The sequence below is a fragment of the Clostridium sp. ATCC BAA-442 genome (assembly GCF_964239415.1).
Lineage (GTDB): Bacteria > Bacillota > Clostridia > Oscillospirales > Oscillospiraceae > Flavonifractor > Flavonifractor plautii.
Map to the genome: position 1 here is coordinate 25,311 of NZ_CAXSQB010000023.1, position 20,718 is coordinate 46,028.

General features: G+C 62.3%; 21 protein-coding genes, 1 tRNA gene and 1 riboswitch. Of the genes, 6 read left to right on the forward strand and 16 right to left on the reverse strand.

All coding sequences use genetic code 11. The annotated features are described in order from the left end of the window. Positions 1–90: 90 nt before the first annotated feature. Positions 91–2,214 (reverse strand): ATP-dependent helicase, encoded by a 2,124-nt coding sequence (locus ACESY8_RS11120; RefSeq protein WP_434307726.1) that lies wholly within the window; start codon positions 2,212–2,214, stop codon positions 91–93. A gap of 118 nt (positions 2,215–2,332) precedes the next feature. On the opposite strand from ACESY8_RS11120, the gene ACESY8_RS11125 reads away from it, so the two are divergent. The 5 genes from ACESY8_RS11125 (at position 2,333) to ACESY8_RS11145 (ending at position 6,782) form a co-directional block, all read left to right on the forward strand. Beyond that, positions 2,333–2,911, forward strand: coding sequence for a GNAT family N-acetyltransferase (locus ACESY8_RS11125; RefSeq protein WP_055179787.1), 579 nt, complete (start codon positions 2,333–2,335; stop codon positions 2,909–2,911). A 58-nt stretch (positions 2,912–2,969) separates the two neighbouring features. Continuing rightward, positions 2,970–3,080: riboswitch (TPP riboswitch) on the forward strand. 76 nt (positions 3,081–3,156) lie between these two features. Next, entirely contained in the window at positions 3,157–3,768 is a 612-nt protein-coding gene (locus ACESY8_RS11130; RefSeq protein WP_154024685.1) for an ECF transporter S component, read from the forward strand. Positions 3,769–3,771: 3 nt separating this feature from the next. Then, entirely contained in the window at positions 3,772–4,650 is an 879-nt protein-coding gene (locus ACESY8_RS11135) for an ABC transporter substrate-binding protein (protein WP_204681422.1), read from the forward strand. After that, on the forward strand, positions 4,631–6,100 hold the full coding sequence (locus ACESY8_RS11140) for an ABC transporter ATP-binding protein (protein ID WP_054339046.1): 1,470 nt from the start codon (positions 4,631–4,633) through the stop codon (positions 6,098–6,100). The genes ACESY8_RS11135 and ACESY8_RS11140 overlap by 20 nt, the downstream gene beginning before the upstream one ends. After that, a complete protein-coding gene (locus ACESY8_RS11145; RefSeq protein WP_054339045.1) occupies positions 6,075–6,782 on the forward strand; it encodes an energy-coupling factor transporter transmembrane component T family protein in 708 nt (235 codons plus the stop codon). Before ACESY8_RS11140 ends, ACESY8_RS11145 begins: the two co-directional genes overlap by 26 nt. Positions 6,783–6,820: 38 nt before the next feature. On the opposite strand, the gene ACESY8_RS11150 is transcribed toward ACESY8_RS11145, so the two are convergent. The 3 genes from ACESY8_RS11150 to ACESY8_RS11160 form a co-directional block, all read right to left on the reverse strand. Then, the gene (locus ACESY8_RS11150; RefSeq protein WP_204681423.1) at positions 6,821–7,675 is read right to left on the reverse strand and encodes a DNA/RNA non-specific endonuclease; all 855 of its coding nucleotides are present in this window, start codon (positions 7,673–7,675) and stop codon (positions 6,821–6,823) included. Continuing rightward, positions 7,672–8,085, reverse strand: a complete 414-nt coding sequence (locus ACESY8_RS11155) for a hypothetical protein (protein ID WP_054339044.1) — start codon at positions 8,083–8,085, stop codon at positions 7,672–7,674. Before ACESY8_RS11155 ends, ACESY8_RS11150 begins: the two co-directional genes overlap by 4 nt. Before the next feature lie 62 nt (positions 8,086–8,147). Beyond that, a tRNA-Leu gene (locus ACESY8_RS11160) sits at positions 8,148–8,235 on the reverse strand. A 206-nt stretch (positions 8,236–8,441) separates the two neighbouring features. Here ACESY8_RS11160 and ACESY8_RS11165 point away from each other — a divergent pair. Beyond that, positions 8,442–9,731: a ParB N-terminal domain-containing protein gene (locus tag ACESY8_RS11165; RefSeq protein ID WP_148342316.1), complete on the forward strand. Its 1,290-nt coding sequence runs from the start codon at positions 8,442–8,444 to the stop codon at positions 9,729–9,731. 391 nt (positions 9,732–10,122) lie between these two features. On the opposite strand, the gene ACESY8_RS11170 is transcribed toward ACESY8_RS11165, so the two are convergent. The 12 genes from ACESY8_RS11170 to rbsK form a co-directional block, all read right to left on the reverse strand. After that, positions 10,123–10,503, reverse strand: a complete 381-nt coding sequence (locus ACESY8_RS11170) for a sensory rhodopsin transducer (protein ID WP_021632449.1) — start codon at positions 10,501–10,503, stop codon at positions 10,123–10,125. A 44-nt stretch (positions 10,504–10,547) separates the two neighbouring features. Beyond that, positions 10,548–10,922, reverse strand: a complete 375-nt coding sequence (locus ACESY8_RS11175) for a phenylpyruvate tautomerase MIF-related protein (protein ID WP_009257643.1) — start codon at positions 10,920–10,922, stop codon at positions 10,548–10,550. Between the two features lie 26 nt (positions 10,923–10,948). Then, a complete protein-coding gene (locus ACESY8_RS11180; RefSeq protein ID WP_055179784.1) occupies positions 10,949–11,284 on the reverse strand; it encodes a phenylpyruvate tautomerase MIF-related protein in 336 nt (111 codons plus the stop codon). A 62-nt stretch (positions 11,285–11,346) separates the two neighbouring features. Next, positions 11,347–12,477, reverse strand: a complete 1,131-nt coding sequence (locus ACESY8_RS11185) for an iron-containing alcohol dehydrogenase (protein ID WP_054339041.1) — start codon at positions 12,475–12,477, stop codon at positions 11,347–11,349. 27 nt (positions 12,478–12,504) lie between these two features. Beyond that, positions 12,505–13,326: a carbon-nitrogen hydrolase family protein gene (locus ACESY8_RS11190; protein WP_007488641.1), complete on the reverse strand. Its 822-nt coding sequence runs from the start codon at positions 13,324–13,326 to the stop codon at positions 12,505–12,507. 25 nt (positions 13,327–13,351) lie between these two features. Next, positions 13,352–14,101, reverse strand: coding sequence for a glutamine amidotransferase (locus ACESY8_RS11195; protein ID WP_009257641.1), 750 nt, complete (start codon positions 14,099–14,101; stop codon positions 13,352–13,354). Continuing rightward, positions 14,098–15,111, reverse strand: a complete 1,014-nt coding sequence (locus tag ACESY8_RS11200) for an ABC transporter ATP-binding protein (RefSeq protein WP_007488637.1) — start codon at positions 15,109–15,111, stop codon at positions 14,098–14,100. Before ACESY8_RS11200 ends, ACESY8_RS11195 begins: the two co-directional genes overlap by 4 nt. A gap of 42 nt (positions 15,112–15,153) precedes the next feature. Further along, positions 15,154–16,056, reverse strand: a complete 903-nt coding sequence (locus ACESY8_RS11205) for an ABC transporter permease (protein WP_054339040.1) — start codon at positions 16,054–16,056, stop codon at positions 15,154–15,156. 21 nt (positions 16,057–16,077) lie between these two features. Continuing rightward, a complete protein-coding gene (locus ACESY8_RS11210; protein ID WP_054339039.1) occupies positions 16,078–17,019 on the reverse strand; it encodes an ABC transporter permease in 942 nt (313 codons plus the stop codon). A 99-nt stretch (positions 17,020–17,118) separates the two neighbouring features. Then, positions 17,119–18,741: an ABC transporter substrate-binding protein gene (locus ACESY8_RS11215; RefSeq protein WP_434307727.1), complete on the reverse strand. Its 1,623-nt coding sequence runs from the start codon at positions 18,739–18,741 to the stop codon at positions 17,119–17,121. A 4-nt stretch (positions 18,742–18,745) separates the two neighbouring features. After that, complete coding sequence (locus ACESY8_RS11220) at positions 18,746–19,723, reverse strand: ABC transporter ATP-binding protein (RefSeq protein ID WP_434307728.1); 978 nt, start codon at positions 19,721–19,723, stop codon at positions 18,746–18,748. A gap of 6 nt (positions 19,724–19,729) precedes the next feature. Next, entirely contained in the window at positions 19,730–20,662 is a 933-nt protein-coding gene (gene rbsK, locus ACESY8_RS11225; RefSeq protein ID WP_054339036.1) for a ribokinase, read from the reverse strand. Positions 20,663–20,718: the final 56 nt, after the last annotated feature.

The following is a 20,718-nucleotide window of genomic DNA, read 5'->3' on the forward strand; positions in this document are numbered from 1 at the left end:
TCGGGCCGTTATGCCGTCATGATAACACCCCCACAGCCCGAAGGGAAACCCCTACGCGGTTTCAAATGGTGAAAATTTGGTAACAGGTCCTCAGAAGTCCGGGGCGGAGGCCAGCCGGAGCAGCCGCTTCCGCAGACAGGCGGTCAGCTCCACCTTTTTGGTGCCAACCTCTTCGAAGGCGATCACCGCCACCGCGCCGGAGCGGCTCACCACCATGCCGGGGCCGAAGGCCCGGTGCACCACCGCCGTGCCGGGCACGTAGTCCTTCTCCCACGCCGCCACCGCGGCGGCGTCAGGCTCCGCCGGGACCTTGCCCGGAGTCCTGGGCCTCTGGGACGTCCACTCCGGCGTACCCAGGAACTGCCCCACAAAGGAGGCCGGGGGCGACGGCTCGCCGAAGCGGTTGTCACAGGTGAGCAGAACAAGCTGCCGCCGGGCCCGGGTGGCCCCCACGTAGAAGAGCCGCCGCTCCTCCTCCAGGGCCACCCGCTCCTCGTCGGACAGGTCGTTCCCCTTCCGGGGATTCACCGATGGGAAAATGCCGTCCACCGCGTCGATGAGGAACACCCGGTCGTACTCCAGGCCCTTGCTGGCGTGGATGGTGGAGAGCACAAAGGGGCAGGCCGGGTCTCCACCCCCCGACTCTACCGTGTCCCGCAGCGCCTCCAGGCGGCGGAGAAAGCCCTCCACCCCCGGCTCCTGCCGGGCCAGGGCCAGCAGCAGCTCCACCCGGCTCTTGTCGCCCCCCTGGCTGGACAGGTAATCCCCGTAGCCCATGTACTTGACGATGCGCTGGAGGGCGGCAAAGCTGGAGAGCTGGGGCAGCTTGGACAGGTGGGTGCGCAAGGCCTTGAGCCGCCCCGTCTGCCAGGGCTCGAAGCCGCCCCCGTCGATGAGGGCGTCCAGCACCGGCGCCCCCTCCGGCCCCCGGCGCAGCTTCTCCTGGAGGACGCTCCGCTTGACGCGCACCTCCAGCTTGTAGTAAATCCGCAAAAACCGCTCCCGATCCGTGCCATCTAAGGCAAAGCAGAGCACATCGGTGAGATCCCGCACCGCCGGGCTGGTGAAAAAGAAGCTCTCCCGCTGGCGGCAGGCGTAGGGGATGCCCCGGCGCTCCAGCAGGTCAATGAGGGGCAGGGCGCTGTCGTTGTTGCGGTAGAGCACGGCGGTGGACTCCGTGCAGTCCGCCGCCGCCTGGGCCAGATAGTGGGCCTGCTGCCCGAAGTCGTTGAGATTCACGTGGCGCACCGGCTCCCCCTGGGGACGGCTGGCCCGCATGTGCTTGGGGTGGCGGCTGCCGTTGCGCTGGATGAAGGCGTCCGCCTTCTCCACGATGGCCCCGGCGGAGCGGTAGTTGGTCTCCATCAGCAGCACCTCCCCCTCCGGGTAGATCTGCCGGAACTCCATCAGCGCCTGGGGCCAGGCCGCCCGGAAGCCGTAGATGCTCTGATCCTCGTCCCCCACCATGAACAGGTTGCGGCTCCGGGCGGCCAGCAGGCGGAGAATAGCGTGCTGGATTTTGGAGGTGTCCTGGGCCTCGTCCACGCAGAGGTAGGGGTATTTGCTCTGGAAGTGGGCCAGGATATCGGGATACCGGCGGAGAATCCGCAGGGCGAAGACCATCTGATCGTCGTAGTCCATGCGGCGGTTGCGCTCCAGGTACTCCCGGTAACCGAAATAGACGGCGGGAAAATCCACCCCGTCCATCTCAATGGCCCGCACCTCCTCGTCCCGCAGCATCCCGTTCTTGCAGCAGGTGATGCGGGTGCGCACCTCCTTCACCTCCTGCTCCCCCGGCCACTCGGCCCCGTGGGACTGCATCAACCAGCGCACCAGGGCGTTCAGCTCCCCCTCGTTGGTCCACAAAGCGAAGGGCTCCACCCCCTTGGCCCAGGCGTAGTAGGAGATGATGGACTGGCAGATGCCGTTGATGGTGCGGAAGGCCAGCGCGCCGGCGTGCGCCTCCCCAAAGAGGGCGGCAAAGCGCCGCTTCATGTCCCCGGCGGCGGCCACGGTATAGGTGACGGTGAGGATGCGCCCCGGCTCCACCCCCAGGCAGTGGATGAGATAGCCCAGCCGGGTCACCAGGGTGGTGGTCTTGCCGCTGCCCGGCACCGCCAGCAGCAGGGTGGGCCCCTCGGCCCGGAGGATGGCCGCCTCCTGCTGGGGATCGGGGGTGAGGGCGTATCTGGCTTTGAATTCGGGGTAGGTCATGGCGTGTCCTCTCTTTCTGTGCGTACTGTTCAGAGTACCCCAGCCCCGGCGGAAAGTCAAGCGGCAGTTGCGGCATGGTCTGGGGCGTGCTATACTGGGTAAAAAGGAGGAATGTCCCATGCCCGCCAACACCCCCCGTCTGGAAACCGAACGCCTGGTGCTCCGCCGGTTTACCCCGGCGGATGTGGAGCCGCTGTTTTCCCTGATGCGCGACCGGGAGGTCAACACCTTCCTGCCCTGGTTCCCGCTGGAGACCGAGGCGGACGCCGCCAGATATCTGGAGGAGCACTACCTGGACTACTACCGCCGTCCCTCCGGCTGCCGCTACGCCATCTGCCTGCGGGAGAACGACCGCCCCATCGGCTACCTCCATGTGGACGACGGGGAGAGCCATGATCTGGGCTACGCCCTGGCCCGGCCATCCTGGGGCCGCGGCTACATGACCGAGGCCGCCGCTGCGGTGGTGGAGCGTCTGCGCGCCGACGGCCTGCCCTTCCTCACGGCCACCCACGACGCGGACAATCCCAAGAGCGGGGCGGTCATGGAGCGCATCGGCATGACCTACCGCTACTCCTACGAGGAGCTGTGGCAGCCGAAAAACCGGCTGGTCATCTTCCGTATGTACCAAATGGATCTGAACGGCACGTGGCCCACCTACCGGGCCTACTGGGACCGCTGGCCCCGCCACTGGGTCTGAAATCCGCCCTTGCAATTTGCGGAAAGGCGTGCTATAGTTGCCACAGAAAAGTCTGCACAACTGAATGCTGGGGGGCCGGATGGAATCCGGCTGAGAGTTAGGCTGTTCTGCCTATGACCCATGGAACCTGTTGGGTAATGCCATCGTAGGGAGCGCGGTTCACGCCGTTTTGCCGTTTTTTGCAAAGTCGCTCAGCGAAGGCTGTGCGGCTTTTACTTTTGCCTAAAACGGAGGTATCTGCAAGAATGAGACGAGAACCCTGGAAACTCAAGGACGTGGTCATGATGGCCATACTGGGTGTGCTGTTCGCGGTGGTCTACATGGCCGTGTTTTACGGCGGCACCGCCATTTCGGTGGCCCTCACCCCCCTGGGCCTGTCGGCCTTCGGCTTTGAACTCATCTACGGCGTGTGGTTTATGGCTGCCACCATTGCCGCCTACATCATCCGCAAGCCCGGCGCGGCCCTCATCACCGAGGTGCTGGCCTCCGCCATCGAGCTGCTCATGGGCAACTCCGGCGGCGCCACCGTGGTGCTCACCGGCTTCATCCAGGGCGTCGGGTGCGAGCTGGGTTTCGCCGTATTCCGCTACCGGAAGTACAACCTGCTCTCCATGGCCCTGTCCGGCGTCTTTGCCGCCGTGTGCATCTTCTGCTACGAGCTGTACTACCTGAGCTACTATCTGCTGGCCCCCACCATGCTGGCCGCCCAGTTGGCCGTCCGCTTTGCCAGCGCCGTGGTCTTCTCCGGCGTCATCGCCAAGCTGGCCTGCGACGGCCTGGCCCGGACGGGGGTACTGCGCAGCTACGCCGTGGGCGCCCGGCTTGCCCCGGTATCCATCGACGATGAGGAGGAATAAGCAATGGGTAAACTGAATGTGGTTCTGGACTGGTTTGCAAATACCAATCACACCGGCTTTCTGCTGGCGGAGAAGCGGGGCTACTTCGCGGAGGCGGGCCTGGAGGTGCACATCGACGGCGAGGTTCACGGCGTTATGGATCTCCACGGCGCCGATTTCGTGCTGGGCCCCCAGATTTCCATGCTGGACTGCATGTCCCGCGGGGTGGAGCTCACCGGCGTGGCCGTCCTCACCCAGCGCTCCGACTCCGGCATCGTCTCCCTGAAGGAGAGCGGCATCACCTCCCCCCGGCATCTGGAGGGCAAGCGCCTTACCCACTGGGCCCCCCGCTGGTTCCACGGCGTGATCGGCGAGGCCGTGCGCCTGGACGGCGGCGACTACGGCAAGGTGGAGCTGGTGCCCATGGACGTGGGCGACATCGTCGCCACCCTGGGCGCCGTGGCCGACGCCACCTGGGTCTACGCCAACTGGGAGAACGAGGAGCTTATCGCGGCGGGCAAAGAGATCAACTTCATCAACCTGGCCGACGTGGACCCCCTCTTCGACTTCTGCGCCCCCGCCATCGCCGCCACGCACCAGGTTCTGCGGGACCGACCCGCCGAGGTGCGGGCCTTCCTGGCCGCTCTGGACCGGGGCTATCAGGAGGCGGCCCGCGATCCGGAGGGGGCCGTCCTGGCGGTGAAGGACGGCCTGCCCGCCGTGTCCGAAGCCATGCTGGTGCGCAGCCAGAAGCACCTGGCCCCCCTGCTGCTGGATCAGCGGGGCCACTGGGGCCCCATCCGCCCGGAGCGCTGGGAGTGGATGGCCGACTGGCTGGTGGCCAACGGCTACTACGACCGCCGCCGCCCCACCGAGTACACCAATGACTTCCTCCCCGTCTGAGGTGGGCCGCATCACCCTGGAGCGCGTCACCTTCCGCTACCTGGAGCAGAGCAAGCGCCCGGTGCTGGACGAGGTCAGCGCCTCCTTTGACCGGAGCCGCATCACCGTCCTCACCGGCCCCTCCGGCTGCGGCAAGAGCACCCTGCTCTATCTGGCGGCGGGGATCTATCCCCAGAACGCCGGGTTCCTCCAGGAGGGCACGGTGCGGGTGGAGGGACAGGAGCCCGCCGCCCTGGGGCCGGGGGAGCGGTGCGCCCTGGTGGGCATGCTGTTTCAAAACCCGGAGCTCCAGTTCTGTATGGACACGGTGGAGAACGAGCTGTTCTTCTGTCTGGAGAACCGGCGGGTGCCCCGGGCGGAGATGGAGGAGCGGCTGAGCGCCGCCCTGGACTTCTGCGGCATCGCCCACCTGCGCCGCCGCCCCCTCCGCTCCCTGTCCGGCGGGGAGAAGCAGCGGGCCGCGCTGGCCTGTCTGGCCGCACTGCGGCCGGCCTGGATCCTGCTGGACGAGCCCTTCGCCAATTTGGACGACCAAACCGCCGCCCTTCTCTGCGGGCAGCTCGCCCGGCTCCACCGGGAATGCGGCACCGGCATTCTGGCCATCGACCACCGGCTGGACCACTGGCTGTCCATCGCCGACGAGATCCGCCTCATGGCCCAGGACGGCACGCTGGACGGCGCCGCCTATGCCCCCAGCGCCCTCTCCCCTCAGGCGTGGGCGGAGCGGGGCGTCAGCGTCCCCGGCTGCCCCTACCAGGCCGCCCGGCCGGTCAAGACCGGGCCGGAGGAGGTGGTGCTCTCCCTGCGGGGCCTGCGGGTCTCCCAGGATGGGCGCGAGGTGCTGCGGGACGTGAACGCCGACTTCTTCCGGGGGCGCATCCACGCCATCGTGGGCCCCAGCGGCAGCGGCAAGAGCACCCTGTTCGGCGCCCTCAGCGGCCTTTACCGCTATCAGGGCTCCGCCCGGCTGGAGGGGATGGAGCTGTCCAGGCACCGCCGCCGGCTGACCGGCCGCATGGGCTTCGTCACCCAGAGTCCCCAGGACCAGTTCGTGGCGGACACCGTTCTGGACGAGGTGACGGTCAGCCTGCGCCACAGCGCCGGGGCGGGCGATCCCGCCGCCGGGGCCGAAGAGGTGCTCCGCCGGATCCAGCTCTGGCGCTTCCGCCGCCTGTCCCCCTATATGCTCAGCCAGGGCCAGCAGCGGCGGCTGGGGGTGGCCGCCCTGCTGGCCTACGACTGCCAGGTGCTGGTGTGCGACGAGCCCACCTACGCCCAGGATCGCGGCCGCACCGCCGCCATCATGGACGCCCTCCAGCAGGAGGTGGTGGAGCGGGGCCTCACCCTCATCCTGTCCACCCACGACCGGGCACTGGCTCAGGACTACGCCGACATTCTCTACGAGCTGAAGGAGGGGAGCCTGTATGAAGTCGCTCAATCCCGCCTGTAAGCTCATCGGGCTGGTGGTGCCCACCCTTCTGCTGGCCGGACTCCATCACCCGGCGGTCAACCTGGCGGTATTTGCGGTATGTCTGGCCGCCCTGCTTCTCTCCCGCGCCAACGTCAAGGTGCTGGCCGGGGCCCTTCTCCCCGTGCTTCTGGTGGCGGTGGGCATGTTCTCCACCGGCTACCACTTTCACGCCGGGGCGGGCATGCCCATCAACGCCGCCGCCCAGGCCCTCACCGGGGCGGCGGTGTGGAACGGGCTGGTGCTGGGCAGCCGGGTACTGGCCTTCGCCGGGCTGGGCCTGCTCTTTGTCCTCACCACCGACCGCATCCTCCTAGTGCGCTCCCTCCAGCAGCAGCTCCGCCTCCCCCCGGTGTTCGCCTACGGCCTGCTGGCCGCCTGGGGCATCCTGCCCAATATGATGGAGGAGTACAAGCGCACCCGCGCCGCCTTTGCCGCCCGCGGCATCCGGGTCTTCCCCGTCTCCCCCGCCCTGCTCAAGCCCCTGCTGGTCAAGTCGGTGCGCTGGTCGGAGGAGCTGTCCATCGCCATGGAGTCCAGGGGCTTCGACGGCCGCGCCCCCCGCACGTGTAGCCAGCCCCTGCGCCTGCGGCCGGTGGACGTCCTCTTCCCCATCCTGTCCTGCGCCCTGTTTCTGGCCCTGTTCTTCCTGCTGGGACGCTGAAAAACCGCCCCGGAGCGAGGCTCCGCGGCGGTTTTGCTTTACGGCTTGCACTGGCCGCAGGGGGAATAGCCCTCGGCCAGCAGGGCCTCCCGGCTTCCGGTGTAGTCCGTCCGGTTCTCCGGCTTCATGTCCTCCACGCTGGCGCAGGTGGGCAGGTGGAATTTCTTCGTGTTGGTATTGAGCACGTAGGCGGCGCCCGCGGGGGTGGGGCTGGCCTGGGTCTCCCCCTGCTCCCCCTCCGCCCAGCTCGCGCCGGTGGCGTAGTCGATGCCGATGCCCGGCTGGACGTTGTAGACATAGACGTTGAAGCAGACTCCCTCCCCCTGGTCCTCCACGCTCCCGGCCTCCATCAGCACTCCGCTGGCCACCAGATTGTCCCCCTCATAGAGCGGGGTGACCCGGTAGAGGACGTGGTTGGAGGTCTCCTTCACATAGTCGGCCACCAAGTTCTCAAAGGGCAGCATGCCCTCCACGTTCATGTAGCGGGTCCCGGTGATCAGGTTGCGCTCGTTGGCGTTCTCGCCGGTGAGCTGGAATCCAATGAGGTGGCAGCGGTTGTAAAGGTACTGACCGCCGTACTCCACGTTGATCCAGCCGGAGGGCTTCACCGAGCTGATGCTCTCCCGCGCCTCGGTGGGCATCAGCTCCTCCCCCACGCAGGCGTAGGCCGTGCCGCAGCGGCCCAGCCCGTCCAGCGCACGGTAGGTCTCAAAGGCCTCGGTGGTATATTCCTCCTCCCCAAAGAAGGGCTGGTTGTCATTGATGACCACATAGGGCTCGCCCGTATAGGCGGGCACCTGGTCCAGATCGTAGCTGACCGCCGGGGCGGCCTCCCCCTGGCAGCCGGTGAGCAGCAGGGCCAGGAACAGCAGGAGCGGAAAGACGCGTCTCATCGGGTATAGACCTCCTTTGTAATGCGCTCGTGGGAGTGGCCGGAAAACTCCTCCCGGCGGGCCAGAGTCCACCCCAGAGGGCCGGGCCGCACATCCAGCCAGGCGTCGGCGGGGTAGCGCCGGTTCCAGCGGTAGAGCACCAGCCCCTCCAGCCGGTCCAGCCAGGGCAACAGGGGCGGCTCCTCCACAAAGCAGAGCTCCCCCGGCCCGGCCTGGGCCAGGAAATCCTCCGCCGCGGTCAGATACTCCGGATACGGCGCCTCAAACAGCCGGAGCGTGTCCCGACTCATCCACAGCCGGCGGCCCGCCGCATCCTCCAGGATGCGGGCGCACACCGCCCGGTCCCGGCTCTGCCGCCGCCCGTGGAACGCCATCCCCCAAGCCTCGTCCACGCAGACAATTGCTGTCATCCGGCTACATCTCCTCCCGGCATAAAAAGAAAAGCACCTGTGTAACACAGGTGCTCTTCCGTTGGTGCGCGAGGCGGGACTTGAACCCGCACGTGCGTAATGCACACTAGAACCTGAATCTAGCGAGTCTGCCAATTCCACCACTCGCGCATGTCCCTTTGTTCAGAACAGGTTATATTCTACCATCTTCTCCCCACCTTGTCAACCCCTTTCATCAAATTTATGACCTCTATTTTTTCTTATTTCAAAATCTGTGCAGCGATTCTCTTTTTAGCTTGATTCTTTTTTCCGCCTTTGATATAATGCTTTTGAGATAAAAATTCTCAATATATTATTCTCAAGAGTGGAGGATCGAAATGAAGCGGATGTTTACAAAGAGCAAGACCAAGGCAGATATCCTGTCCATGCTGGACAGGATGATTGCGCAGCACGGGGATGCAATGTCCATTCCCATGCTCCGTGTGGATCAGAGCGACCACCTCAAACTCTACACCTGCGCTCTCACCACCGGCTTCCTACAGGCTATGATCTGCCGCCTCCCCCGCAGCCTGGAAAACCCAGAGGGCATTCAGCGCGCTCTGGTCATGAAAAAAGTCTCTGAAATTGAGGAGCGCCTCTCCAGCGGCCCGTATGGCTTTCCCAACGCCATTGTTATCACCCTCAGATGCCAGGACAGCCCCTATATAACTGTTGCCCCTCTGGAGAGCCGCACCGGCGACTCCTCCGGCATTGTCCTTTTGACCGTCGCTCTCCACCGTTACCGTGAGCACATCGCAGCCTGTGCGGCAGACGAGGCGGGCTATCTTCTAGCCCCAGAGCAGGAACTGCTGGGCTATATGATCGACGGCCATCACCGCACCGAAGGGGCTTATGCGGCGGGCAAGCTGGACTACCCCTTCCTCACCGGCGTCTACTTGGATCTGGATCTGCGCAAGATGGCAGCCTCCTTTGCTGAGATCAACTGCAACCAGGAGAAGCCCTCCGCCATACATACCAACGCCATCCGCAACCTCTCCGGCCTGATGTCCGACCGGGAGAACACCGCCTTTGACCTGATGGACGAGCTCAATGGCCGGGCCGGCCTCTTTCATGACCGGATCAAGATGTTCGACGGCCCCCGTGCCCGCTCTCTGCCCCGGGCTTATGTCAACTCCAGCAAAATGCAGAAGCTGCTGGAGCATTGGCTCGAGATCAACCTGCAGAACGGCTTCAACTACACCACTTTTTCCGCCCGGGTGGAGGCCATCGAGACTTATTTTTCCGCCTGGAAGGCATGTTACCCGCAGGCCTGGGACAGTTCCGCGCACGTTCTGACCAAAACAATGGGAATCGACATCCTGTTTGATCTATACGGACTGCTGTCGGAGTTCATGCGTTCCTCCATTCTCGCCCCCGGCGCCCTTCCGGAACGGGAGGACTTCATTACCGCCATTCACAGGTGCTTTTTCGACCTTCAGGAGCAGGACGGCGCGGCCTTCTATCTTCCCAAGCGGCTCGAGCTCGATGCCCAGAGCGGCGAATCCATCCCTCTGACCTGGGAGAGCTCCACCTTCGGTGGACTGTCCAGCGGCAAGGGAATCCACTTCCTGAAGGGAAAGCTGCGCGAGATGATCGCCCTCACACGGCACAGCTTCCCCGTACACTGACTACTCCAAAGCACCCCCGCCGGACTGCTCCGGGAGGGCGCTTTGCATGGTATGATACGCCTCAGCGGGCGGCTCCAGCCCCGGCTGTTTGCCCGTACAATGACAAACTCCCGGTAGCAGGTCCATATTCCCCAGGGCACGCGCCCCCCAGTCGCACTGAACGTTGGAGAACTTCCTCCCCTCCGCCCACCACAGGAATTTCTCGTTCTCACTCTGGGCAATGCGGGAACCGATGAACCGGTCTGCCCTTACCACTTCTTTCCCATATTGATGATTTAATTATCGCAGTCTAATGATCAATATATCAGCTCTGCCCCCTTCTATCAAAAAGCATGCATAGAAGAAGCGCACCAGCCGGCGGCCGGTGCGCTTCTTCTATGTATTTTGGGGGTTAGTCCTCCCGGTCCAGGGTGATGTGGGGGACCATGGTGGTGGTAAAGGTCAGCTCAGGCTGGGAGGTGTCACAGTGGCTGAACTGGACCGGCATATCCATGTCGCTCTCCACAACCACGGCATAGCCGACATTCATGGGAACGGGCTCACCCTTGTCGTTCTCCATCAGGTCGAACCGGGCATGTTTGGTCCGGCGGGCAGGCACCACGCTGGTATAGCCGGTCATGGGCTCACGATCCTGGAAGTAGAAGGTGAAGCGCACATGGGCGTCCCGGCCGGTCTCGTTGATGAAGGCGCAGCCCTCATGGCTGGTGAAGTAGCCGGTGCCGCGGGAATGAAGGTAGGCGTCGGGAATATACCACTTGTACTTGTACTCCATATTGATCCACTCACTTTCTATTGTAATTGTTTGTTGCAGTTCACTCAGACCGGCGCGGGGCCGTAGGCTCTGGGATCCGGGTCGTCCACCCAGCCCCAGGAGGGGCACACATCGTGGGCCACGAAGATCCGCTCCTTCTGGATGCCCAGCACCTGACTCAGATCATTCATGAACTCCTCGGAGAGCATCTCGCAGTTCTTGGGGCCGATGTCATAGTCCCCATGAATTTTAAAGTTCACAAAGGCCGCGGGGGTATCCCTGCCGCTGAAGAACATCTGCTGCTTGTCCTCCATGACGATCATGAGCCAGCGCTCCCGCTTGGTGGGCACCTTCTCCCATGACACGGCCAGGGCCGTTTTCAGCTCCTTTGCTCTGTCGCTGGGAATCTCCACATTGGTCCTGATGATGATACAGGGCATATGCAATACCTTCCTTTCTGTCATGTTCAGTTCTTGACCCAGCCCCAGGAGGGACATTCATCGTGAGCCACAAAGATCCGCTCCTTCTGAATACCCAGCACCTGGCTGACATCGGTCAGGAACTCCTCGTTCAGGATCTCGCAGTTCTCCCTGCCAAGGCTGCCTAGAATCTTGAAGTTGACAAAGGCCGCAGGGGTATCTTTGCCGCCGAAGAACATGGTGGTGTTGTCCCGGATGGTGGTCATGAGCCACCGCTCACTCTTACCCGGAAGCTTCTCCCAGGAAACCACCAGGGCTTTTTTCAGTTCCTCGGCCTTCTCCTTGGGCACCTCCATATTGGTATACATAACAATACAGGGCATGTCCGTATCCTCCATTCCAATCAATTTATCAGCAAGGGCGGTCCCCTTCTCTGGCCGCCGGATTAAAACGCCTCCAGATAGATCTGCTTTACCTCGTCCCGGGTAAGCGCCTTGGTATGATTCCGCATGCTTCCGGCAAAGACGTTGATGCAGTTGTCCGTCATCCAGTCGATTCCGGACTCCTCCACCCCCAGCTCCCGGAGCTTGCAGTTCAGATCAATGGACTTGAGGAAGCACTCCACCGCCTCCGCGCAGTCGGTCTCGTCCTTGCCGCCCAGCAGACGGGAGATGGCCGCGTAACGCTCCGGCTTGGTGTTGTAAGAGTGGCGGAAGAGGGGGGGTGTCAGGGCCGCCAGTCCCTTTCCATGGACCACGTTATACATGCCGCTGACCGGATGCTCCATCCCGTGGCCGCCGCCCACGCCGGCGGTGTTGATGACAATGCCGCCCAGCAGGCTGGCCAGGGTGATGTTCTCCCAGTCCTCCTGTGTGCCCTCACCGTGGTACACCTTGGGCAGGCTCCCGGCTGTCAGGCGGATGGCGTGCAGGGCAAGCTGGTCGGTAATGGGCTGGCTTCGGGTGGCCAGGTAGCCCTCCATGTTGTGGGAGAGGGCATCGAAGCCCACCGAGGCCAGCACCTCCTTGGGCATGGTCTTCATCAGCTCAGGGTCGATAAAGGACACTTTAGGATAGATCAGGTCTCCCCACAGGGACTTCTTGTCCTTAGTCTCGGGGTTGGTCAGCACCGCAAAGGGGTTGGCCTCGCTCCCTGTGCCGCAGGTGGTGGGTACCTCCAGAATGGGCAGGCAGCCGGTACCCTGCTTTCCACCGGAGATATAGTCATTCACGTCACCGCCGTTCACCGCGCAGAAGGCCACCGCCTTGGCCGCATCCATCATGGAGCCGCCGCCCATGCCGATGACTAGGTCGCACCCCTGCTCCCTGGCCAGGGCCGCGCCCTCCATAACCGTGGTGGTCAGGGGGTTGGGCTCCACCTTATTGAATACCGTGGCGCGGACGCCCGCGGCCTCCAGCAGGGCGATGGAGCGGTCCAGCAGACCGGAGCGTTTCGTGCTGCTGCGGCCCGTCACGATCAGGGCGTGGGTGCCATAGCTCTTGGCCGTGGCGCCCAGTTGGTCGATCACATTGGCGCCAAACAGCAGACGGACCGGCATAAAGTAAGAGAATTCCATACGATTACCTCATTTCTTTGATTTATATCAGCAGGTATAGAGCTCCGGGCGGCGGTCCCGCAGGAGCGGGCCGTTGATCCGGGCCCTATCCGCGTCCTCCAGCTCCATCTCTGCCAGCACCACCACGTTCTCCGCCTCATCTGCCTGGGCCAGTACGGAGCCGTCCGGCCCCAAGAGCATGCTGTGGCCGAAGAACGTGTATTCTCCCTCCTGCCCGGAGCGGTTGCAGGCCGCGAGAAAGAGCTGGTTTTCAAAGGCCCTGGTCTTGAGTTCCGTCTCGAAGACGGGCAGCTCGGAAAAGCCCCCCGGCATAATGCTGCTGGAGATGGAGATCAGAATCAGCCTGGCCCCCTTCTTCATCAGCTCACGGCAGGTCTCCGGGTAGCGCCGGTCGTAGCAAATGGCCAATCCCACCTTCCCGTACCGGGTATCCGCCACCACAAACTCCGGTCCGGGTGTGAAATAGTAGCGCTCATAGCTGCGCGTACAGGGTACATGTACCTTCCGATAGACCGCACCGATCGTCCCCTCCGGCGTCAGCAGAACCAGGGAATTATAGTAGGTACCAATCAGACTCTTTTCAAACAGCGGAAGGGCCAAGTAGATCCCCAGCTCCCCCGCCAGGGAACGAAAGCGCCGGACGGTTGGCCCGTCCAACTCCTCCGCGTAGGCAAAGTAGCGGGTGTCCTTATACAGCGGGAAAAACTCATCCAGCGCCAGCTCCGGCAGCACGCAGAGATCGGCCCCCTGCCTGGCCGCCTGAATCAGCAGCCGCTCCGCGCGCTCCACGTTTGCCTCCCGCCCTCCGATGTCCGCCGACATCTGTATGGCGGCAACCTTTACCTTCATTGTTCCGCCCCTTCTCTCCGGCCGGTCATCTCTGCACCACCCAGTCGATCATGTTCTTCCAGAACAGGTGGATATACTCCCATTCACAGAAAGCGGGGGGCATCCAGTGGGGCGCGCAGTCCGAGGCCCAAGCGAAGCTTCTGCCCTTTCCGTACTCATAGAAGGACAGGATGGGGTCTCCCTGGTATTCCACCGCCACCTGTGCCCCCGGCTTGGCTACGGCCTTGTTGTAGCCAAGCAGATAGGGCCATTCCTCGGGCAGCCCCTTCAGTGCCGGATGGCGCTGGGGGTCCACCTTCAGATCAATGCCTTCCGGGTGCTCCTGCCGGTCGTCATAGGGGAGAAAATCGACCGGGAGTGCCTTCTCGATGGGCGAACCGTGGTAGCAGCCCTTGCCGCCGATGCCCTGGAAGGTCATGTAGCCTCCCATCATCCCCAGGGCGCCGCCCTGCTCTACATAGTCCGCCAGGAGCTGTAGGCGGTTGGGGAAACGGACGCTTTGGGTAAACACCAGGGGGTGGAGCAACAGGGTATTGGCCCCCACATCGCTGAGAATCACCACATCATACGTCTTCAGCTCCTCCATCGTAGAGGGGAATTTCTCTCCCACCAGATGGGAGGGCAGGTGGGTGATCTCTGCAAACTCGTCCATCGCGGCATGGATTCGGCCGATCTCCGTTCCATACCCGCCAACCGAGAAGTCGTCCCACCCCTTTACCTCCATGTTATGGGTCAGCCAGGACTCCCCGGCAAACAGCATCTTGTACTTTTTCATATCAAGCTCCCTTCCATCGGTTCAATCGGTTGATTCTGTGCGGCGCAGCGGTGACACTTCACGATGTGGTCCCGTCCCACCAAGGCAGGCGCCGGAATATGCTTGGAGCAGTTCTCCGTCCGGTACGGGCAGCGGGGGTGATACCGGCAGCCGGAGGGCGGCCTGATCGGGCTGGGCAGCTCGATCGGCGGCTCCCTGTTGGCCGTACTTAGGCGGGCGTCTCCGCTGATCTGGGGAATGGAGCGCAGCAGCTCCTTGGTATAGGGGTGCCTGGGGTTGTGATAGAGCTCCTCGGAGGTGCTGTACTCAATGACCTCGCCCAGGTAGAGCACCGCAATATGGTCGCTCATGTACTCCACTACGCTCAGATCATGGGAGATAAAAATAATCGAAATGCCGAACTCCTTCTGCAGGTCGTGAAACAGGTTGAGCACCTGCGCCTGCACCGACTTGTCCAGTGCGGACACCGGCTCGTCGGCCAGGATGATTTTAGGCTCCATTGCCAGGGCCCGCGCCACCGCCACGCGCTGTCGCTGCCCGCCGCTCAGGCTGTTGGGGTATTTGTTGAGGAAGGACTTCTGCATCCCAACCGCGTCCAGGTAGCGGTATGCCCGCCGGCATGCCTCATCTCTGGGCACCTGATTGGCCGTCAGGCCGAAGGTGATGTTCTGCAGTACATTCATCTTGGGGTTCAGGGAGGAGTAGGGGTTCTGAAAGACCATCTGCATATTCTTCCGAAAGGTCTGCACATCCTGCCCCGTGGCATGGGCCATGTCGTACTCCTTCCCGCAGAGCTTCATTGTGCCGCTGTCCGGCCGGATGCTGTGAAGGAGCAGCCGCGCAACCGTGGATTTTCCGCAGCCGGACTCACCGACGATGCCCAGCACCTCCCCCTCCTCCAGGCCGAGGGAAACGTGATTTACTGCTGAAACCACGTCGTTTTCGCCCAGCAGGCGCTTTTTTACCACAAAGGACTTGCACAGGTCGTTGACCTCTAAAATCTTGCTCATTGTACGCTCTCCAATCACGGCGCGCCGTCATACCGCGCGGGCTTAGCTGTTGGCCTCCATGGCTTCCTTCAGGCCGTCCGAGATGATATTGACACTCAGGGCTGTGACAAAAATGAACAGGCCCGGAATAATGGTAATCAGGGGATTGATGTAGATCTGCTGCCGCAGGGCGTTCAGCATGGAGCCCCATTCCGGCGTGGGGGGAGAGATGCCCAATCCCAGAAAGCTCAAGCCAGAGGCCGACAGGATGCTGACGCTGAATTGCGTGGTACAGTAGATGAAGATCCGCCCAAAGGTGTTCGGTATGATGAAAAACACGATAACCTTCAGCGGGCTGGCCCCGGAGGTCTGCGCCGCCTCAATAAAGTCCTCCGGCATGATATCCTGCACGGTGGATTCGGCCACCCGGGCGATGGGCGGAACCAGAATGACGGCGATTGGAATGATGATGCTGGACAGGCCCGAGCCCAGAACCGAGGACAGTGCGATGGCCAGCAGAATGGAGGGGAACGCATAGAAAATATCCAGGGTGCGCATGATGATCTGGGCATAGGCCTTGCCGAAATAGCCGGAAATGATCCCCAGGATACTGCCCACGATGGTGGCCAGCGCCACCGGCAGGAAGCCCATCAGCAGGCTCAGGCGCCCGCCGTACAGGCAGCGGGTCAGGATGTCGCGCCCCTGCTCGTCTGTTCCCAGCAGATGGCCGGCCGTGCCGATGCCCTGCAGCCGCTCCGCCGCATTGCCCTCAAAGGGGGTATACTGGGTGAGCAGCGGCGCGCCGAGGGCGCACAGCACCACGATCACGAACAGGATCAGCGCGGGAAGGGCCGCCGGGTAACGGAGAAAGGTCCGCACAAAGCGGCTGCGCGCCTCCCTGCGGAAATGGAGCTCCTCCGGATCCGCCGCAGCTCTGGAGCCAATGGATGACAGCAAAACAATCACTCCTTTGTTTCCCGCAGGTCTTTATTTTCTCAGGCGCGGATCTGCCACAATGCGGAGCAGATCGATGAGCAGGTTGATGCTGACAAAGATCGCCGCCACAATCAGGATGGCCGCCTGGGTCACGGGAAAGTCGCTGGTGAAGATGCTCTGATAGATGATCAGGCCGATTCCCGGCCAGGAAAAAATGGTTTCCACCATCGTGGAGCCGCCCATCAGGTAGCCGAACTGCAGGCCCGCTACGGTCAGCAGCGTGGGAAAGCTGTTGCGCAGCACATGCCGCATGATGGCCGGCTCACTGAGTCCCTTCGCCCGCAGGGTAGTGACAAAGCTCCGGCTGCGCATCTCGGAGACTGAGCTGCGCACCATCCGCGTCATAATCCCCAGTGTCATGGCGCCGGCCGCGATAGCGGGAAGAATCAGGTGCTGTATGAGGGAGGAGAAGGTATAGTCCCCACTGGTATACATGCCTGTAGACGGCAGCAGGCGCAGGGTGACGGAGAAGATACCGATCAGGATCAATGACAGGCAGTAGTTTGGAATACTGATACCGCCGATGCCGAATACCGTGCCGATCCAGGAGAAGATGGAATTCGGCCGGTACGAGCTGTAGACACCGATCAGGATACTGAGCAGGAACGCTAAGATGCTGGCCCCCAGCGCCAGAATCAGGGTATTGTGGAGGGCCTCGCTGACCACGCTGAGCACGAGCCGGTTGTCGCTGACAGAGTTCCCAAAATTGCCGCGCACCGCGTTGCCCAGCCACATGAAATACTGCATATAGAGTGGCTGGTCAAAACCATACTGGTCGATGATCACCTGCCGGAGCTCCTCCGAAGCATCCAGAGGCACAATGCTGTCAATGGGTTCTCCCGGCATCATCTGCAGCAGGGCGAATACAATAACCGTCACACCGAAGAGCGTGAGGAACGCCAGGCCTATTCGTTTCAAGATAACTCGGACCATACTAACTCCCCTTGTATACTGCGGCCGGCGGCCAGGTTTCACTGGCCGCAGGCCAGAGTCTTTTGCCGGAAATGACAGCGCTTATGAGACGGGGTTCTCTTACTCGACGGTAACCGTCGTCAAATCGACATACCAGGTCTGGGACTGGGCAAAATTCTGCACATTGGGGGCCAGGACCCGCAGGTTCCGGTCGTTGCAGACGATCACCCAGGGCAGCTCCTCGGTAAAAATCTTCTCGGCTTCAATGAACTGCTGGGTGGACTCCGCCTCGTCCGTGGCCGCATAGGCCGCCTCGATACAGGCATCGTACTCCGGGTTGCTGTACTTGCCGGTGTTGAAGGAGCCGCCCGTGCCCGCAAACTTCTGGAACACATTGGGGAACATGGTATAGAAGGAGGTGTTGAGCGCGCCCACATCGGCGTACTCATCCTTGAAGCCCACCTTCATTACGTCCCACACCCGCTCGGATTCCGACATATCCAGCTCAATGTGGATACCGACCTCCTCGGCGCACTTCTGGATGTACTCATTCATAATCTGGGGGAACATGTTGCCGGAGCCGCTGGTGGGGCAGACAAAGGTCGTGGTAAAGCCGTCGGGATAGCCGGCCTCGGCCAGCAGTTCTTTCGCCCTCTCCGGGTTATAGGTATACTCCTCCACACCCTCCGCATACCACGGAGAACCTGGATACATCAACTGCGCCAGCGGTGTGCCCACACCCTGAAGGATGTCATTGCACAGTCCCTCCCGGTCAATGGACATGCTGAAAGCCTGCCGGACGCGGGCATCTGCAAAGGGGCCGGACTCCGTGTTCATGATGTAAAGCCACGCATGGGGGTAGTCGTTCAGCTTGACCTGATAGCCCTGGGACTTCAGAGACTCCAGGGACTCCACGGGAACGACCTCGGCCCAGTCCACCTCGCCGGACTGGAGGGCCGCCAGGCGGGCCGACGCGTCGGAGATGGGCTTGAGGATCAGTGTCTTGATCTGCGGCACGTTCCCCCAGTAGTTCTCGTTCCGCTCCATGACGAGCTCCTGGCCCGCGATCTTGCTGACAAACTGGAAGGGACCGGAGCCTACGGGGGCGTCGGCAAAGCCGTCGCCCTTCTCCTTCACCGCCTCCATGGAGGGAATCATGATATAGGGCAGATCGTAGATCAGATAGGCGTTGTTGTCCTGCACAGTGTCAATGGTGATCGTGTAGTCGTCCACCTTGGCATAGGATTCGATATTGGCCAAGAAGCTGCCCACCGATGCGGCGCAGGTGGTGCTGTAGTACTCAAAGTCAGGATTCATCACGCGGTCCAGAGCAAAGATCACACAGTCCGCATTGAAATCCGTTCCGTCGTGGAACTTGACTCCCTCCCGTAGATGGAACGTCCACCGCTTGGGGTTTTCCGGGTTCTGCTCCCAGGAGGTGGCCAGGCCTGGGATAATCTTGCCGGCCTCAGTTTCCGAGCTCGCATCCCACTTCACCAGGGCGTCATAGAGCTGGAAGCTGACGAAGCGGTAACCCTCCTGCCCCTCCGTGGGCTCGGAATCGGTATTGGGCAGAGCCGCGCAGGTCATCGCAATCCGCAGAGTGCCGCCGTCGCCGGTACTGTCCACACCGGAACCGCCGCCGGTGGGCGAGGTTTTCTCATCCGAATTGCCGCAGGAGACACAGCCCGCCAACAGGGCTGCCGCCAGAGAGAGCGCCAGGAATCTTTTCACGTGTTTCATGTCCTCATTTACCTCCAGACGTTACTAAATTCATATGACACGCCGTCATATGGTGCTCATCGATGGGCTTGAGCTCTGGAACGCTCTGCCGGCACGCCTCGGTTGCGTAGGCGCAGCGGTTGGAAAAGGGGCATCCGGGCGGCATATGGACAATGGTGGGCGGCTGTCCCTCGATGGCAACCAGCCGCTCCCGGTTGCCGCTCTTGGGGAGCGCGGCGATCAGCGCCTTGGTATAGGGGTTCGCCGGCGTCTCCAGCACCTGCCTGGTGGCGCCGCACTCCAGAATGATGCCACCGTACATGATGGCGATCTGATCCGCCACCCGGGCCGCCACACCGATGTCGTGGGTCACCATCATGATGGACATGCGGTCGCTCTCCTGCAGCTCCAAGAACAGGTTGAGAATCTGTTTTTGGATGGTGACATCCAGGGCCGTTGTGGGCTCGTCCGCCAGCAGCAGGCAGGGATTGCAGCACAGCGCCATAGCGATGACCGCCCGCTGGCGCATGCCGCCGCTCATCTCGTGTGGGTAGGCGTTCATCCGCTCCCTGGGCGAAGGGATACCCACCTTGACGAAGAGCTCTTCTACCCGCTCCCTGGCCTCTGCCTTTGTCAGGCTGGAGTGCGCCCGGATGGTCTCTACAATCTGATAGCCCACCTTATACATCGGGTCCAGCGCGGACAGAGAGTCCTGATAGATCATGGCCATCCGGTTGCCCCGGATATCCCGGAATTCCTTCTCACTCATTCGGAACAGGTCATTTCCCAGAAACTCCGCCTGTCCCTCTACGGCGGCTGTCTTGGGCAGAATCCGGAGCAGCGCCTTCATATAGGTGCTCTTTCCAGAGCCGGACTCCCCCAATATCACCAGCGTCTTGCCCCGCTCCAGGCTCAGGGAAACCCGGTTCACCGCCCGAACCATCCGGTCCTTGATCTTGAAATCTGCACACAGCCCGGTGGTCTTAACAATGATGTCGCTCATCCGCATTCACTCCATGCGCTTCTTAAAATCCAATACTTCTTCATACGATGGGATAGAATCCTGTGCCCCTACCCTGGACACCGCCAGGGCGGACGCCATATTGGCGAAGACGATCGCCTCCTCCGTGGAGCGGCCGTCCGCCAGCTCCCGGGCCAGCGCCGCGTTGAAGGTGTCTCCTGCCGCTGTGGTATCCACCGCCTGTACCTTGGGCGGGCGGTAAAGCGTATGCCCCTCCCGGTTGACATGCAGGGCACCGCGGCTTCCCAGCGTAATGATGATATTCCGCGTCCCTTTCTCCAGCAGGGGTTTGCAGTGAACCGCAAGCTCCTCCACTTCATCGGTCGGGCAGCCGGTCAGGCGCTTGAATTCGCTCTCATTGGGGGTCAGATAGTCCAGTCCCGCATATACTTCATCAGGCAGGCTGTCCGGTGCGGGGGCCGGGTTGAGAATGACGGTTTTGTGCAGCCCACTGGCCAGCTCCACCGCGTAGCAGACGCTCTCAAAGGGGATCTCCATCTGGAGCAGCACAATGTCGCTCTCCTCAAACCGCGCCCGGTTCCGCCTCAGATAGTCCACATCGCAGAGGTTATTGGCGCCGGGAATGACAATTATGGAGTTGTTTCCCTTCTCATCCACACAGACCACCGCCATGCCGGTGGATACCCCGTCCACCGTCCTTATTGCGCAGGTGTCCACATTGGCCTGTTGCAGATTTCGCACCAGCTCACCGCCCAGGGGGTCATCTCCCACCGCATTGAGGAACGCGGTGTCCCCGCCCAGACGTCCGCAGGCATACGCCTGGTTGGCCCCCTTCCCGCCGCAGGTCTTTCGGAAGGAGCGACACAGGATGGTTTCGCCCAACTCCGGGGCCTGCCGTACTCCGATCACAAAGTCGACGTTCGCGCTTCCTACCACCAAAATCTTTTTCAATGAGAACACCCCTACGTCTTCCTAGATTCTTTCCCCCGCCGGGGCACCGATGCCGGATGATCCGC